This window comes from Pedobacter sp. 22163 (assembly GCF_052045595.1).
Classification (GTDB): domain Bacteria; phylum Bacteroidota; class Bacteroidia; order Sphingobacteriales; family Sphingobacteriaceae; genus Pedobacter.
On sequence record NZ_JBQEPM010000001.1, the window covers coordinates 1,010,837 to 1,026,551 of the forward strand.

6 protein-coding genes are annotated in these 15,715 nt (G+C 41.3%); all 6 read right to left on the reverse strand.

Going from position 1 to position 15,715, the window contains the following annotated elements; genetic code table 11:
• Positions 1-208: 208 nt before the first annotated feature.
• Entirely contained in the window at positions 209-2,782 is a 2,574-nt protein-coding gene (locus ACTJKN_RS04185) for an alpha-L-arabinofuranosidase C-terminal domain-containing protein (RefSeq protein WP_440822920.1), read from the reverse strand.
• Positions 2,769-4,112, reverse strand: a complete 1,344-nt coding sequence (locus tag ACTJKN_RS04190; protein WP_440822921.1) for a glycoside hydrolase family 27 protein — start codon at positions 4,110-4,112, stop codon at positions 2,769-2,771. Before ACTJKN_RS04190 ends, ACTJKN_RS04185 begins: the two co-directional genes overlap by 14 nt.
• Positions 4,113-4,699: 587 nt before the next feature.
• A complete protein-coding gene (locus tag ACTJKN_RS04195; RefSeq protein ID WP_440822923.1) occupies positions 4,700-8,857 on the reverse strand; it encodes a two-component regulator propeller domain-containing protein in 4,158 nt (1,385 codons plus the stop codon).
• Between the two features lie 250 nt (positions 8,858-9,107).
• The gene (locus ACTJKN_RS04200; protein WP_440822925.1) at positions 9,108-11,198 is read right to left on the reverse strand and encodes a beta-galactosidase; all 2,091 of its coding nucleotides are present in this window, start codon (positions 11,196-11,198) and stop codon (positions 9,108-9,110) included.
• Positions 11,199-11,204: 6 nt separating this feature from the next.
• On the reverse strand, positions 11,205-13,673 hold the full coding sequence (locus ACTJKN_RS04205; protein ID WP_440822927.1) for a sugar-binding domain-containing protein: 2,469 nt from the start codon (positions 13,671-13,673) through the stop codon (positions 11,205-11,207).
• 245 nt (positions 13,674-13,918) lie between these two features.
• Positions 13,919-15,715 (reverse strand): NPCBM/NEW2 domain-containing protein, encoded by a 1,797-nt coding sequence (locus tag ACTJKN_RS04210; protein ID WP_440822929.1) that lies wholly within the window; start codon positions 15,713-15,715, stop codon positions 13,919-13,921.

The following is a 15,715-nucleotide window of genomic DNA, read 5'->3' on the forward strand; positions in this document are numbered from 1 at the left end:
GACCGCAGTGGAGAGATCTTTGGACCTGATTCTTACTAATAAAATTTGCTAGGCCGATAGCATGGCGCACACTGAAGGGTGCGGTTATTTGTTTTTTAGCCCTTTCCCTTTCAGGGGAAAGGTGCCGATAGGCGGATAGGGGTTTAATGCGCTCGCTATAACCACTCGTCATCCGATAACTATCGGATGCGAGTGCTTTTATTGGATTTTACAGTTCAAATACGGTAAAGGAATAAGGTTTTAGTTCGAAAGATTTAAGATTCGAAAAATCCATAGTTGTTTTTACAGGCTGGATTTTGTAATCACCCGGAAGACCTGATAGTTCTTTTTTAATTACTTGTTTGTTTACTGAACTTAACCTAGACAGATCAATATTAGTCTTGACTGCGACTGGAAGCATATTTACAATTTTGATGAATAATTTTCCTGATTTTTGGTCACGGGTAATTGAGTATGCCACCCGCTTAATTACATCTTCTCTCTTCACTGAAAATTCAACCCGTGCAGGAATGAATTCATCTCCTACGTTTTGACCATAAAGCTGTTGCACATAATATCCAATGGTAGGCTTAACTTCTGTATTGTTAAAGTAGATCAGATCAGGATTCCACTGCGTATGTTTTTCCTTTGCTAACAATGGCGCATAAGAAGCCATTGATACCACATCTCCATTGCGCTCCAGGGAGGTGAGATACAGCGCTTCGGATAAAGCGGTTTCCAGGTTTGTCCTATTTCCCCCTGGGAGGCTTGCTGCATACTCGCCCAGATAAACCTTTGATTTACTGCGGTCATATTTGTCATAAAAATCCTGATTGTTTATAAACCAGCCTGGTGGACGATAATAATGTTCATCTATCATGTCTACCTTCATTTCATTGGCAAGGGCCCAACCTTCCTCATAATCTGTGCCTTCAAAAAATGGCCCTGAAGTTCCAATAATGGTTATTTCAGGGTGTGCTTTTTTAAGTGCTTTATAGATCATGGCGAAATGCTCACGAAAGACATCTGTTATCTGGTCTTCATTGCCAATACCGATATATTTTAAATTAAATGGTTTCGGATGTCCTGCTGCTGCACGTTCCTTCCCCCATTTTGTACTGGTGGCTCCGTTACAGTATTCAACCAAATCGATAATATCCTGAATATATGCAGGCATATCTGCCATTGGGATTCCGCCCTGCTGCCCGCCTCCATTGGCTCCCGAGTTTTGGCAAGGTACTCCTGCTGCAATAACAGGTACTGGCGTTGCGCCTATATCTTCACAAAACTGAAGGTACTCAAAGTACCCCAGCCCCATACTCTGATGATAGCCCCATAAATTGCGGTCTGGAACCCGGGCCTGTAAGGCCCCGATTGTATTTTTCCATCTGTAAATGTTATGGATCCCATCTCCATGGGCCACACATCCACCGGGGAAACGCACAAAACGTGGTTTTATCGCTGCAATTGTATCTGCGAGGTCTGCTCGAAGTCCATTTCGTCGATTTTTGAAGGTGTTTTGGGGGAATAGTGAAATCATGTCGAGATCGATACGGCCATTTTGTAACGGCCACAATTGCAAGCTCACATCAGAGGCTGAAGCCGATGATTTAAGCGTCATCTTTATTTCCTTCCAGGATTTTGAACTGCAAGTGATCAATCCTTTCGAAAGCAAGCCATATTTTTCACTAACGAGCCTTACTTCAAACGACTTCTTTCCTACTGGAACCCGGACAAAACTGGAGAAGAGGTAATTTTCCCCCTTTTTTATTGCAATTCCGTCATAACCAGCATTCGATAATGAACTACCATCGACCGTTAAATTTAGTGCCGCGTAGTGTGGGTTATTTGGATGTAGTGGCTGCTCAGTTCGAATTGCAAAATCCCCTTCCTTACCTTTGAATGTCCAGGAATGGTTGCTGTTCCATTTTGTATCATGGTTTTCTTTATCTGATGGCTGATATTCGAAGTCACGATTTTGAATCAGTTCGCCATACAGTCCACCATCTGCTGAATAGTTGATATCTTCGAAAAATATCCCTGTTAACAGCTTACTGATCGCTTTAGCCTTTTCAGGCTCCGCTGAAATATGCAATTCCGGCGTTGTTAAGTTTGCAAAACGCACCGGATCTTCTTTGGTTGTCTCCGCATCTTGGCGCGCCTTGAAATTCCTGAGCTCCGCAGTTTTATTCAACGCTTCAACCACCGTCCATTTAACACGGTGCAACTGCCCACTTACCGTATTGTTTTGAATGGTAGTGGTGATGGTATTGCTTTTATAGGCAGAGAGGGATACCTCCTTTGCCGGACTATAGGTTTTGAAGTCTTTTGTTTCTGTCTGAAAATAGGCGCCCTCGCTATCTGTGTATACAATCTGATAAATGTCGAGATCTTTATGGTAACTAATTACAGGACGAAGGATATTCTTACCTTTTTCCAAAAACGGATAACCTTGTGGCCCCCAGTCAATCAGATTTCTTGTCTGAGCATGGGCAAACTGCCTTACCCGGTCATTTAAGCTCCATACACATTGCCAAACTCCCCCACGACCCTGAATCACATATGGAGCAAACATTTTTTTATCTGATCCCCAGCGGCCAAAGTCTGAGCGAAGGTAAACCTGTCCTGTTCCAACAGGTGTCCAATTATTTCGGTCATCGCTCCATGCAAACCGTAATCCATCATTCCCGTACGAAAACAGGTAAACAGAATCAGCTGCAGCATGCTGCGTTGGTGCTGTTGCAAATGAAATTTTGCTAAACAGCAGAAACACCAGCACTATAGATAGCTTACTTAATTTCATACAAAACACAGCTATGTGGTTTAAGATTTACGGTTATTTGTTTTCCATCATTCTGAACAACTTTTCCTGTCCAGCTATCGGTAACTTTAGCTATTTTAGTTATCCCTAAATCCGAGGGTTTTACAGAAATTTCCCTTGGGTCTGGTTCATCAGAAAGATTGAACAGGGCGAGATAATGTTGCCCGGTTTTTGCATTCGTTGATGTTACCGCAACTTTCTTGCGATCGTTAAAGAGAAATTTCACATCCGTACTCTCCCTATGCATTTTAAGCACAGCTTTATTGGTAAGCAGCGAAGTGGTAAAGGGATCCAGGCTCGGCATATCACCACCAAACATCAGGGGTGAGCGGAATATGGTGAAGAAGGTCATCAGCACTTGCTGCTCATCCTTGGTCAATCTGCTCGCACGGTCGCCGCCCCTTTCCCCCCGAATGGAAATTCTACCCAAAGGAATCATATCGCAATCAGGCCAGGTTCCGGGTTTAATATACGGCGCCCACGGCTGGGCAACATTAATCAAGTGCGTAATATGTGGCCAGGTATCCCATACATCATCCACCATTCTCCACATATTTGCATGTTGCTGAACGTGTTCTGCTTTTTCTATCGGCGTTTCGCCTGGTGAAGTGCTCAGCACAATCGGGCGACCGGTTTTATCAATTGCTTTTCTGATGAGCTCTATTTCTCCCTGATGATACGGACGGGAGAGATCATCTACTTTAATAAAATCGACACCCCAACTGGCGTAAAGTTCCATTATTGAATCATAATATTCCTGGGCACCGGGTTTTGCAGCATCTATCGTATAATTATCTGTAAGCCATTTACATTGCAAAGCAGTACTATAGATCTGATCGGCAGTATATTTTGCACCCTTAATCGGCATCTTTTCTTTAACAGCGAGCGTAGGGATGCCGCGCATAATATGAATCCCAAATTTTAATCCTTTAGCATGTATATATTTTGCCAGATTTTTAAAGCCCTGTCCGTCTGCTGCTGAGGGGAACCGGTTCAAGGCAGGCAGATAACGGCCAAATTTGTCAATTACATATTTTGGATCCGTTTGGTTATATCCCCCTGCTTTATCATTTTCAACAAACCAGCGGATATCTACAACGATATATTCCCATCCGAAAGATTTCAATCTGGAAGCCATGTAATCGGCATTGGCTTTTACTTCGGCTTCTGTAACTGAAGAGCCGTAACAGTCCCAGCTATTCCAACCCATTGGAGGAGTCTTCGCCCAATTCTTAAAATTCTGCTGTGCGTAAGTTTGATCAATTGTGAACATTGAACAAAGTAAAAGCAATACTGATATTATTCTTTTCATGCGTTTTATATTTGGTCTTTCACAAATATAAATAATAAACGTTAAAACAACGATTATTATTAAGTCATTTAGTGTATCAAGAATTAATATTACTCAAGTCGCAAAACTAATGGCGTTAGATTAAGGGATTTTAACCACTGATGCACACAGATAAACACAGATTTTCATATCTGTGGTTAAATTATTTTTGCTTGTGCAGAATGAATTATAATATTACTCAAGCCGCAACACCAATGTTGTTAATTTAAGCGCTTTTAGCCACAGATGCACGCAGATAAACACAGACTTTCATATCTGTGTACATCCTTTATATCTGGGGTTAAATTATTTTTGCTTTTGCAGAATGAATTATAATATTACTCAAGCCGCAACACCAATGTTGTTAAGTTAAGCGCTTTTAGCCACAGATGCACACTGATAAACACAGATTTTCATATCTGTGTACATCCTTTATATCTGTGGTTAAATTATTTTTGCTTGTGCATAATGGATTAACATAATAACATTGAACCGAAACACAGCTGTGTTTTTATTTAATTTCAATAGCATCAATCAATTTATCTTGTCCGAAAGGCACAAGGAGTTTTTTAATCTGAATCCCTTTTTTGTGCTCTATATTCTGAAGGAAGTACCTGATATTTTTCCCTGAATGCCTTTGCAAAATAGTTAGGGGTACTAAAACCGACCATATAACAGATTTCAGAAATGGTTTTACTACTTTTCTCCAATAAAACCGCCGCTTTCTCGAGTTTAACAGACCTGATAAAATCAACAGGGGTTTTACCGGTAACCCGTAAACACTTTCTGTATAACGATACCCTACTGATTACCATATGTTTGCTCAGATCTTCTACTGATAATTGAGGCTTATGGAGATTGTCTTCAATGTAAAGCAATGCGGTGTTCAGGAATTTCACATCATCGGATTCTATTTCCATTTCTGGCGATGCCATGCTCACCTGTCTGGAATAAGTTTTTTTAAAGGTTTGATGCAGCGTGAGCAGGTTCTTGATTTTGGAATGTAAAATCTCAAAATTAAAGGGTTTGGTCATGTAATCGTTCGCTCCTATTTCTAACCCTTTTAGCTGTTCTTCTTCACCCGTTAAAGCCGTTAAAAGAATAATCGGTATATGCTTTGTCCTTTCGTCTGATTTTAATTTCCCGCAAAGCTCATTGCCATTCATTTCAGGCATACTGATGTCGGAAACAATCAGATCTGGATGCAGTGCAAGTGCCTTTTGCCAGCCTTCCTTACCATTTGATGCCTCTTCGATTTTATAAAAAACCCTCAGGTTATCTTTAAGGTAAAACCTAAAATCTTCGTTATCCTCAACCAGCAGAATAAGGGGAGCATTTTTTACCCGGAGGTGCTTGTCGGCTTCTTTTTTATCTGGTGCGGCATCTGGCACATCCGCTTCCTCAAGATGTTTTTGCTCCTGCCCTGAAATGGCAACGGGTACAAGATTTAGGTATAATGTAAAACAACTCCCCAAACCAGGCTCACTTTCAACTACTATTTCGCCCCCATGCATTTTGATAAATTCTTTGGTGATGGAAAGACCTATCCCTGAACCCTGGTTAAGAATGGAAGAAGAAGTTTCATTTTGAAAAAACCGTTCGAATATTTTTTCCTGTTTATCTTTTGGAATACCGATCCCTGAGTCCATCACTTTTAACTCCAATGAAACCCTGCCATCTGCTGGTTTACCATCCAGTATTTGTAGCTCAACACCTACCGTTCCGCCTGTAGGTGTAAATTTAAATGCGTTCGAAAGTAAATTGAACAAGATCCGCTCTATCTTATCCTGATCATATGATACATATAAGTTTTCTACGGTGCTTTTAAAAGTAAGTCTGATCTGCTTCCGTTCTGCCAGATCGTAAAAAGAATCTGTTGCATCTTTAATAAAGGAAACAATTTCGCCATCGCTATTATTTAACCGTAGTTCCTGCTCTTCCATTTTACGAAAATCGAGCAGTTGGTTCACCAGGTTTAATAACCGCCTTGCATTTCTTTTTATCATGGCCAGCTGACCGTGTCTTTCCCTCTCTTTAGATTCGATCAAAAGTTTATCTACGGGAGCCAGGATCAGGGAAATAGGTGTCCTGAACTCGTGACTCAGGTTGGTTAAAAATTTAATTTTTAGCAGGTCTAGTTCCCGTAACCTTTCTGCCTCTTTGCGGTCTTGCTCGCGTAATTGCCGGGCCTGGATTCTTTCCTGTACCAAAGCAAACTCCCCCCTTAACTTTTTGATGCCCCTGCTGCGTATAAACAACAATAGAAAGCCGATTGCCAGTATGTACAGGATATATGCCCATGTTGTACGCCAGAACGGAGGTAGAATGGTAATTTTCAGTTGCGATTCTGCAAGGAGCGACGAATCGTTTTCATTAAAGGCTTTTACATTAAGTATATATTTCCCTGGATCAAGATTTGTAAAAGTAGCTTTACGTATTTCCGACGGAACCGTAAGCCAGCGTTTATCGAATCCTTCCAGATTGTACTTGTAAATTACTTTATGGGGATTGAAATAATTGAGCAGCGCAAATTGAACCGAAAAAATATTCTCCTTATAGGTAAGTGTTAAATTCTTAAGCTCTGCTATTGTCTCGGGCAGAATAATATGTCCGTTAATACTTTCGCCAACTTTTACTTTATGGTAAAACATTTCTAAATCTGTCATTACCAATACCGAAGGAAACCCCGTATTTTTGATCTGCCCGGCCCTGAAAATATTGAAGCCGTTCGGCCCTCCAAAAATCAGTTCGCCTGCTTTTGTTTTGTAAGCAGCATTGACATTAAACTGCGTACTCTGCAGCCCGTCTGATTTGTTGTATTTACTGTAGCTGAATTTATAGGTTTTCCCTTGAGCAATTACAGAAATCTTGTAAAGCCCTTTGCGGGAACTGTACCAGATATTGTGATCTTCATCCTCAATAAGCTCAAATACGGTGTTTTCTGGCAACCCAACATCTTCGCTTAAATTATTGAACTTTCCGGTTGAGGGATTATATATGCTTATCCCTTCCCTTGTGCCTATCCAAATCCATCGTCTGCTATCTTCAATAATCGAGTTTACAACATCCTGTACCAGGGAGTTCGTATCCCGGCTATTGTTTTTTAAATAGCTAAACTTAGCGGTTTTAGCATTGAGGATACTCAGCCCTGCTGTGGTACCGATCCAGATATTTTTCTTTTTATCTTCGTACAAACTAGAAACCACATAAGCATTTATCGTGTTTTTAACTGATGGATTAAAGTGTTTAAATTTTCCGGTGCTCCGGTCAAGCAAATCCAGCCCTCCGTTTAAGGTGCCCACCCATAACCTGTTGGCAGAATCTTCCAATATATCATAAATACGGTTATCTGAAATACTGGATGGGTCTGCAGTATGCCTAAAATTCGTGAATTTCTGTCCGTCAAAAGAATCAAGTCCGCCTAAATAAGTCCCGATCCATAAAATGCCCGAACGGTCGAGCTTAAGGCTTACCACAATATCGCTGCTCAAAGAATTACTGTTTGCTGGATTATTACGGTATGTTTTGATCTCGCCGGTACTTCTGTTTAAATACAATAAGCCATCTCCGTTTGTTCCGATCCACAAATTCCCCTTATTATCCTCCGCAAACGAATTAACATCCTTATTCATTGGGTTTTTGCCAGTTAAATACTGATTTCGGGGAAACTTATATATGCTTTTATGGTAGTAACAGATCCCCTTCTTATAGGTTCCGATCCAGACTATACCATTTTTGTCTTTGTACAAAGCAGCTATGCTGTTATCACTTAACCCTCTCGGGTCATCTTCTTTGTTTAAAATATAGGTTAACCGGTAAGTATGTTTATCTAAAATATTAATTCCGCCATGATCGGTCCCTATCCAGATATTTCCATCATCACCCTCGATTACCTGGCTTACATTGTTCGAACTTAGTCCGGAATGATCTTGCTTTTTCCCAAAATAACTAAACTGATCACTTACCACATTAAGATAATATAAACCGAATGGATTACTCCTACTGTAAATAAAAATATTTCCCTGCGAGTCATGATTAAGATTAAAGGAATTTACCTGCTTACCAAACCGCTTGTTTACAGCAAAGTACCTATTTGTTACCTTGTGGTTCTTTAAGTTAAACTTATCAAGAACGCCGCTGGTATAGCTCACCCATAAATTACCTTTTTCATCATCTATAAAATCGCTTATCTCATTTGCGTATAAAGAATTTGGTTCACCGTTCTTATGGGTGAATGCAATGGTTTTACCACTTTTCGAATCATAGCAAAAAATACCCCGGTTTTCGACGTGGAAATAAACCATACCGCTACTGCTGCCTTTTATCTTCTTAAGATAGCCGCTGGGAATTTTATATTTTTTAAAGTGTTTGTCCTGAAAGCGCTCAAACTTTTCAGTTGAGGGATTGTAAATACTGAAACCGCTGTTAGAGGTAATCCACAACTGTTTCTCCGGTCCCTCAAATATATCTACGATATAACCCTCTGGTATGCTGGTACTATCTTTTGAGCTATGCTTAAATACCTTGAATTCATGCCCGTCATAACGGTTAAGGCCGGCCATGGTACCAAACCACATAAATCCTTTACGGTCTTTATATATCGCATTTACCTGATTGTCTGATAAGCCGTTAGCAATATCAAGGTGGGAAAATTGATACACATTTTCCTGCGCAAAAAGAGAATTACACAGTATGAGTGCGCTGATTAAAGCTAAAAACCGAAACATATATTTTATTATAATAAAGAAATCATTCCTGAGAACCCCTCAATGATTAAAGTAGCTTTAAATGGTTATAATTGATAAGGATTTAAGTATTAGCTAAACTACATTTAAATCCTGATATCTTTTAAGAATTGTAAAATTTTAAAGACATTTTAAAGCCAGTTATAGCACTATTAATTAAGTGGATAAACAAGTCAATCAAAATAATCAATAATGGACTTTAACCAGTGCAGTGATATGCAGAATACAACATTTATTCGCTCCAGACCGATACACCAGCGGGTTTTAATGTTTTTTCTCCAACAATAATCTTCGAATTTGCAGGAATACTTATGATATAATCAGCAGAAGAATAATTTACGGCCATATAAAACCCATCCCTCCAATAAACATAAACACCTGGCGGATAATTTTCGGTAGTGGCCCCTGCTCTGGTATAAGTGTCGCGTAACAGATCCTTTTCCAGCTTCGAATCGTCTGTGGCTACACCTATGTAGGTTACCGATCCTTTACCGATTTTGTGTTTTACAACAGCTGCCTTCCCTTTATAAAACTGGTTATCATACTTTGCAAGAACTTCGGTATTTTGATCGGGCTGCAATAAATCGCCCCATTTATTCCATTTGTAGTGTTCTGAGCCCATCTGGATGTCTCCTTTCGCATAAGCTGAAAGCATATCGGTTGCCGTGATCTGCGCGCCGATAAGGCCCGAAATTGGCGCTGCCAGTTTACCCTCCCAGAAATGCCCCATGCGGTTTTTGGTTGCTGTACGGCAGGTCATAATCAAATGCCCGCCATGGGTTACATAATCATTCCATTTTTTTACCAGGGCAGCGTCGGCCATTTCGTAAGCAGGAACAATTACCATTTTATACTTCGACAGATCAGCAGTTTCTGGCACTACATCAACAGGGGCTCCCAAAGATTTTGCCATTTCCAGGAACTTTACGGGATAGTTCCATGTGTCCCACTGGTTGGTCTGTTTTTGCCTGTCGATGGTCCAGTAATTTTCCAGGTTCCAGAGAATGGCTGTTGAGCGTTCTATCAGTTTTTCAGGCACCTTAGCTCCTGGCCGGTACAGCTTTCTTAGTTCTTTTATTTCTTTCATGAACTGGATGTACTCTTCACCTCCGGGCGAAGGGGTTACCCCATCTGTTTGTATCACACCGGAATGGTATTGTTCGGCACTGTATAAAATCTGCCTGAACCGGTAAGAACAGGCAAGTTTCCCACCTGCAGCAAAGGTATGGTACAGCCACATGCGTACTGTTCCGGGTAAAAGAAGCGGGTTGTAACTTCCCCAGTTTACAGGACCGGGCTGAATTTCCATCACACCCGATACGCCTCCTACACGCTTAAAATATTCAGATGCAAAAAGGATGACCCGGCTATCTCCCATTCTAAATCCCAGTTCGCCAATATTATCGCTGCCACCATTGGGATAAGCAGTGTAGGCTGCAAAATCGAGTTTCTTTGTCCGCCCAGGATCAGAACCTGGAGAAACCGCGGTATAATTAGTGGTAATATATTGCTGCTTCGATATGAGTCCACGCAATGTGCCGGCCTGAAAATCAAGAAATTCGGCCTGCGCATCGGCACAGTAGCGCTTAAAATCGAGCAGGGCATGTGGATTGTTGCCCCACCAGCCAACCAGATTGGTGTTGTGGATCATAACCTGATCGAAATTGTTATACCATTGGCTCCAGAAAGCTGTACCCCAGGCATTATTTAAAGCATCGATGGTTTTGTACCTGCTTTTTAGCCATTGCCTGAAAGCCTCCTGCGAAGACAAGCTATAATCGGGTTTGGCATCGGGCTCATTATCCAGCTGCCATCCGGTAACGTTTTTATGCTGCCCATAGCGCCTGCCCATCTCGGTTACAATTTTTTCGACAAACAACCGATACTTGGAATTAACGATTGAAGCCAGTCCCCTTGTGCCATGTTCGGCCCGGATATAATGCCCGTCCATGATAAAGGTTTCTGGATAATTGGCCCGCATCCACGCGGGTGTAGTGGCAGATGGCGTACACATGACCACCTTAAGCTTATATTTTGCACATAAACCCACCACCTTATCGAGCCAGGTAAAATCAAACTTTCCTTCTTCAGGTTCCATTTTAAACCAGGCAAATTCTGCAAGGTGGACAAACTCGTAACCCATATCCGAAATCTTTTTGATATCACGCTCCCATTGGCTTTCTTTCCAATGTTCGGGGTAATAATATATTCCTGTGGTGATCAGGTCTTTTTCTGGGAAAAACCGATTGACTTCCTGCGGTTTTACACTCAGTACCGAAATAAGCAGCGTTGATATTATCAGTGGTATAGTTTTCTTTAACATGGGAACTTAGTTCTTGTGGTTTAAATCCTTAAGGGCTGTTTTGATGGTTAAAGTTTCTGCTGGTAAATCAGGCGAGCTAACCGTTAGTTTGATATCACCTGCTTCATGTTTGCTCTTTATCACAACTAAAGCTTTACCTTTCCAAGCTTTACGTGTATTGCCCTCGTATTGTTCAAAATCTTTCAGATCAGCATTATCCACTCCTGCAATTACGCCCGGACCTTCGATTTTGAAATGCAAACGGTTGGTCGCATTAGGTTGAATGGTTCCCTCTTTATCGGTTACTTCAATCGTGATGTACGATAAATCCTGACCGTTGGCCAAGATCTCTTTCCGGTCTGCCCTTAGATTTATTTTTGCAGCCTCGCCAGCAGTTTTCAGGATGGCTGATCCCTTTTCTTTATTATCTTCTACCCCTACGGCTTTAAGCAAACCCGCAGCATATGGCACCGAAAAAGTAGCTTTAAATTGTTGCCCCATAGTAGTTGCCTGTTCACCTATCAGTTTGTTATTAAGGTAAAGCCTCACTTTAGGGTATTTGGAATACACTTCAACCTGAACCGTTTTATCTTCAAAACCAGGCCAGGTCCAGCTCTCCCATGTTGGCCATACTGACCACATAGTCTCTTTAATTTCCAAAGGATTCGGTTCAGGTTCACGAACTGCCATGTAGAGTTTTTCGTCGTCGTTGTACAACATACTTCGGTAATGCGAAATAGGTTTTCTCCATCCAATCAAATCTATGTCACCACAATAAGCACCATGATAAGGGAAGAAGTCATTTTCCCAGTGCTGGCCGGGAACTTCTCCCGAATAATAATAACGGCCAATTCCTGATTCGCCCAAATAATCCATCGCTGTCCAAACAAAATCACCGATTACATAATTGTTTTCCTGTACCGATTTCCAATTATTAAAAGCATCTTTAGGATAAGATTCGGTTTGAACGATGATACGCGAAGGCACTCTTTTATGATCCTCGGGAGCAGTACTCAGGTTGTAATTATATCCGGCAACATCGTGTACCGCCATCAGCGGATCGAACACTTCCCACTTTCCGTTAGCTACAATTGCGGATGTAACAGGACGGGTATTATCTATTTTTTTTAATGCATCGGATAGCATTTGGGCTGTTTTCACAGCCTCAGGATCTGCTCTCTCAGGTATTTCATTACCGATGCTCCACATGAAAACCGAAGGGTGGTTTCGGTCACGCAATACCATTGCTTCCAAATCGCGTTGCCACCACTCCTTGAAATATTTTGCATAATCGTAGGTGGTTTTTCCAATTTTCCAGCAATCGAAAGATTCATCCATTACGAGAAGGCCCAATCTGTCGCAGGCGTCCAAAAATGCCTCGGAAGGCGGATTGTGAGAAGTCCTCACGGCATTGAACCCGCCGGCCTTGAGCAGTTCAACTTTACGCTCTTCGGCACGGTCAAAAGCAGCTGCACCTAGGCAGCCATTATCGTGATGTACGCAGCCACCGTTTATTTTTACTGTTTTCCCGTTAAGCTGAAACCCATTTTCGGCAGTAAATTTTATCGAACGAATACCAAAATTGGTTTTTGTATCCTCCAGCACGTTTTTACCTTTTAGAACCTGAACCTGAGCCTGATATAAATAAGGTGTTTCCGGTGTCCACAGCATCGGGTTTGAAACTTGGATGGTTTGTGTGATTTCCTTCTCGCTGTTGGCAGGAAGCTCAACCTTCACCTGGGCATTTCCGGAACTTTTTGAGTTTTTATTCCAAAGAAGCGTTTTTACAACAACGCTTTGGGCAGAGGCTGTTTCATTTTTAACCTTGGTTTTCACCAGTACAGCTGCTTTTTTTGAAGAGACTTCGGGAGTTGAAATGTCAACACCCCATTGTGCCACATGTACATGTTCGGTAGTAATCATCCAGACATGGCGATAGATTCCCGAACCACTATACCAGCGGGTGTTCGACTGTTGTGAATTGTCGACACGCACGGCAATAACATTCTCTTTTCCAAAATTCAGATAAGGGGTAAGGTCGTAACTGAATGAGGAATAGCCATAAGGATAGACACCGATCGATTTTCCATTGATAAAAACTTCCGAATTCATATAAATACCTTCAAAATAAACAGCTGTTTTTTTTGCCTTCCAGCCATCAGGTACCTGAAAGGTTTTACGATACCAGCCAATTCCTGACGGAAGATATGCCCCATTTGGACCAGTAGGATTTTTAGGATGAATTTTTCCTTCGATACTCCAATCGTGCGGTAAATCAAGTTTACGCCAACCCGAATCATTGAAATCATTTGCTTTAGCTTCTGGCGTATCACCTAAAAAAAATTTCCAGTCATGATCAAATAACTGTTTTCTTTCGATGCCATTTTGTGCATACCCTGAAAAAAAGCTGATAAATAGTATGAATACCAATAGTATGAATACCAATACTATCTGTTTTATGAGATATTGCTTTTTACACGAGCTTAAGTCCTTCATTTTGTTGTGTTATATTAATTTGGATTATTAAATATTATAGCATTCATCAATATGTTATTGCGTAAATTAAAAAAGGCTTTAAAACGGCCTAATGCTTTGCAGGAAACTAGTGTTGTGTTAATCGTAAATGGCGGTTCTATTTTCCCGCTGATTTCGGTGATCATCGCTGAACATATAAATCAGTGTATTCCGCGTAATCAGCGGGAGTATAAAATGACAATTCATAATAACTTAGCGCTAGTATCTTAACGCAAAGGCGTTATCCGATACAGTCCGGCCCCATGTTGTGGCAGTTCACGTTCAAAGCTCCCATCAAAAGTTCCGAGATCTTTGCGACTCCACAAATCGCGCACTTTTACTTTGCCTTTTATATTAATAGCATCAAAGTTTACTTTTACATTGGCCTCGTCGGGAAAATCTAACCTTCCTTTATCAACCAAAACGCCAAAATTCACTGAGCCTATTTCCTTTGTAACGTAGCCGGTTGCTGTAAAAGAATCATAACCTTCTGGCAATTGATAAACGATCACAGATTCTGCATGGGCACCAATTCCCTCTCGTGTTTCATTATTTATAATAATTGGGTTATTATCGCAGGTACGATTTACATTCGCCTCTCCCCAGCCCGAGGTTGCGCTCAGCCATTTGAGGTTAGTCAGTTTTAAATCGCCTTTGGGCCCGTGAAGGACAGGGTCTACCCAAACGATATGATCCGAATCAAACCCGTTGCCTCCATCCTTCACAAAGAGAACAAGTTTTTTACCATCTTTTACCGATACTTCTATCTTTTGCGAACTTTCTTTACCTGCAATTATTGGACTTATATAATCGGCATTGTTAAAATCAATATTCTCTCCCTTGCTTTGCGCATTGAAAAGAGCCACATACTTATCTTTGCTATTAGGCACATCGGCCGTCCACACGATCAGATTCTTTTCGCGCGACACCTGGCGGTTATTTATGCTATTTTGATTTACTTTGAGCATTTCGGGATTGGTGAGCATTTCCTTGGTAAAATCGTCAAGCTTGGTCATATTTCCACCAAAAATAAGTGGCGAACGACCGATAGCCCAAAGGCTCATAAGCGTATATTGTTCGTTTTTAGTGAAATGGGTCGGTCGTTTGAATTCAACAATTCCAATGGGCAACATATCGGCATCAGGGAAATGGCCGGGTCCACGAAAAGGTGTCCACACGTCCATTCGCTCAAACATAGCTTGCAACAATCCCCATTTATCCCAAAAATCGTCGGTGATACGCCACATATTGGCATGATTCATAACATGTTCGCCCATTTTAACCGGCGTTGCTCCCGGAGATAAACTTAACAGAATAGGCCGCCCGGTTTTATCTATTGCTTTGCGAAGCGCCTCAATTTCTGCCTTTTGCACATCATCATAAGGACGCGAAATATCGTCGCACTTGATAAAATCCACTCCCCAGTCGGCATACATCTGCACGATGGAATTATAATAAGCCTGTCCTTCAGGGCTATTGGCATTAACGCCGTACATATCAGGATTCCACGCACAGATAGAACTTTTAATGGCAATATCCTGCGCCTTTACGTTTGTACCGAGTACCGTTGTATTTTTTTCAACAGCCTGACGAGGAATTCCGCGCATAATATGAATGCCGAATTTCAGTCCTTTGGCATGCACATAATCTGCAAGATGTTTGAAACCTTTTCCATCTGCAGCGGAAGGAAATTTTTTCAAACCTGGCGTTAAGCGGCCATATTTATACATGGTAAGTGGCGCCTTCGGGTCGTAAGCATGTCCTTTTGATTCAGGCTCATACCATTGAATATCCACTGTGAGGTAGTTGTATCCGCTCGGTAAAAGGTATTTTGCCATCGCATCTGCCTGTTCTTTTATTTGCTGTTCGGTAACGGTTGTTCCAAAACAATCCCAGCTGTTCCAACCAAGAGGCGGTGTTGATGCCCATTTATGATATTTCTTTGGGGTTGTTTGTGCATTTATAACACTAAAAACAAGTGCCAAAACCAAGGTAAGCGTATATCTCATTTTAATTAGGTTCAT

Coding starts and splice junctions, on each gene's coding strand:
- ACTJKN_RS04185 (WP_440822920.1), bottom strand. CDS start 2,782: ATGAAATTAAGTAAGCTATCTATAGTGCTGGTGTTTCTGCTGTTTAGC.
- ACTJKN_RS04190 (WP_440822921.1), bottom strand. CDS start 4,112: ATGAAAAGAATAATATCAGTATTGCTTTTACTTTGTTCAATGTTCACA.
- ACTJKN_RS04195 (WP_440822923.1), bottom strand. CDS start 8,857: ATGTTTCGGTTTTTAGCTTTAATCAGCGCACTCATACTGTGTAATTCT.
- ACTJKN_RS04200 (WP_440822925.1), bottom strand. CDS start 11,198: ATGTTAAAGAAAACTATACCACTGATAATATCAACGCTGCTTATTTCG.
- ACTJKN_RS04205 (WP_440822927.1), bottom strand. CDS start 13,673: ATGAAGGACTTAAGCTCGTGTAAAAAGCAATATCTCATAAAACAGATA.
- ACTJKN_RS04210 (WP_440822929.1), bottom strand. CDS start 15,715: ATGAACCTAATTAAAATGAGATATACGCTTACCTTGGTTTTGGCACTT.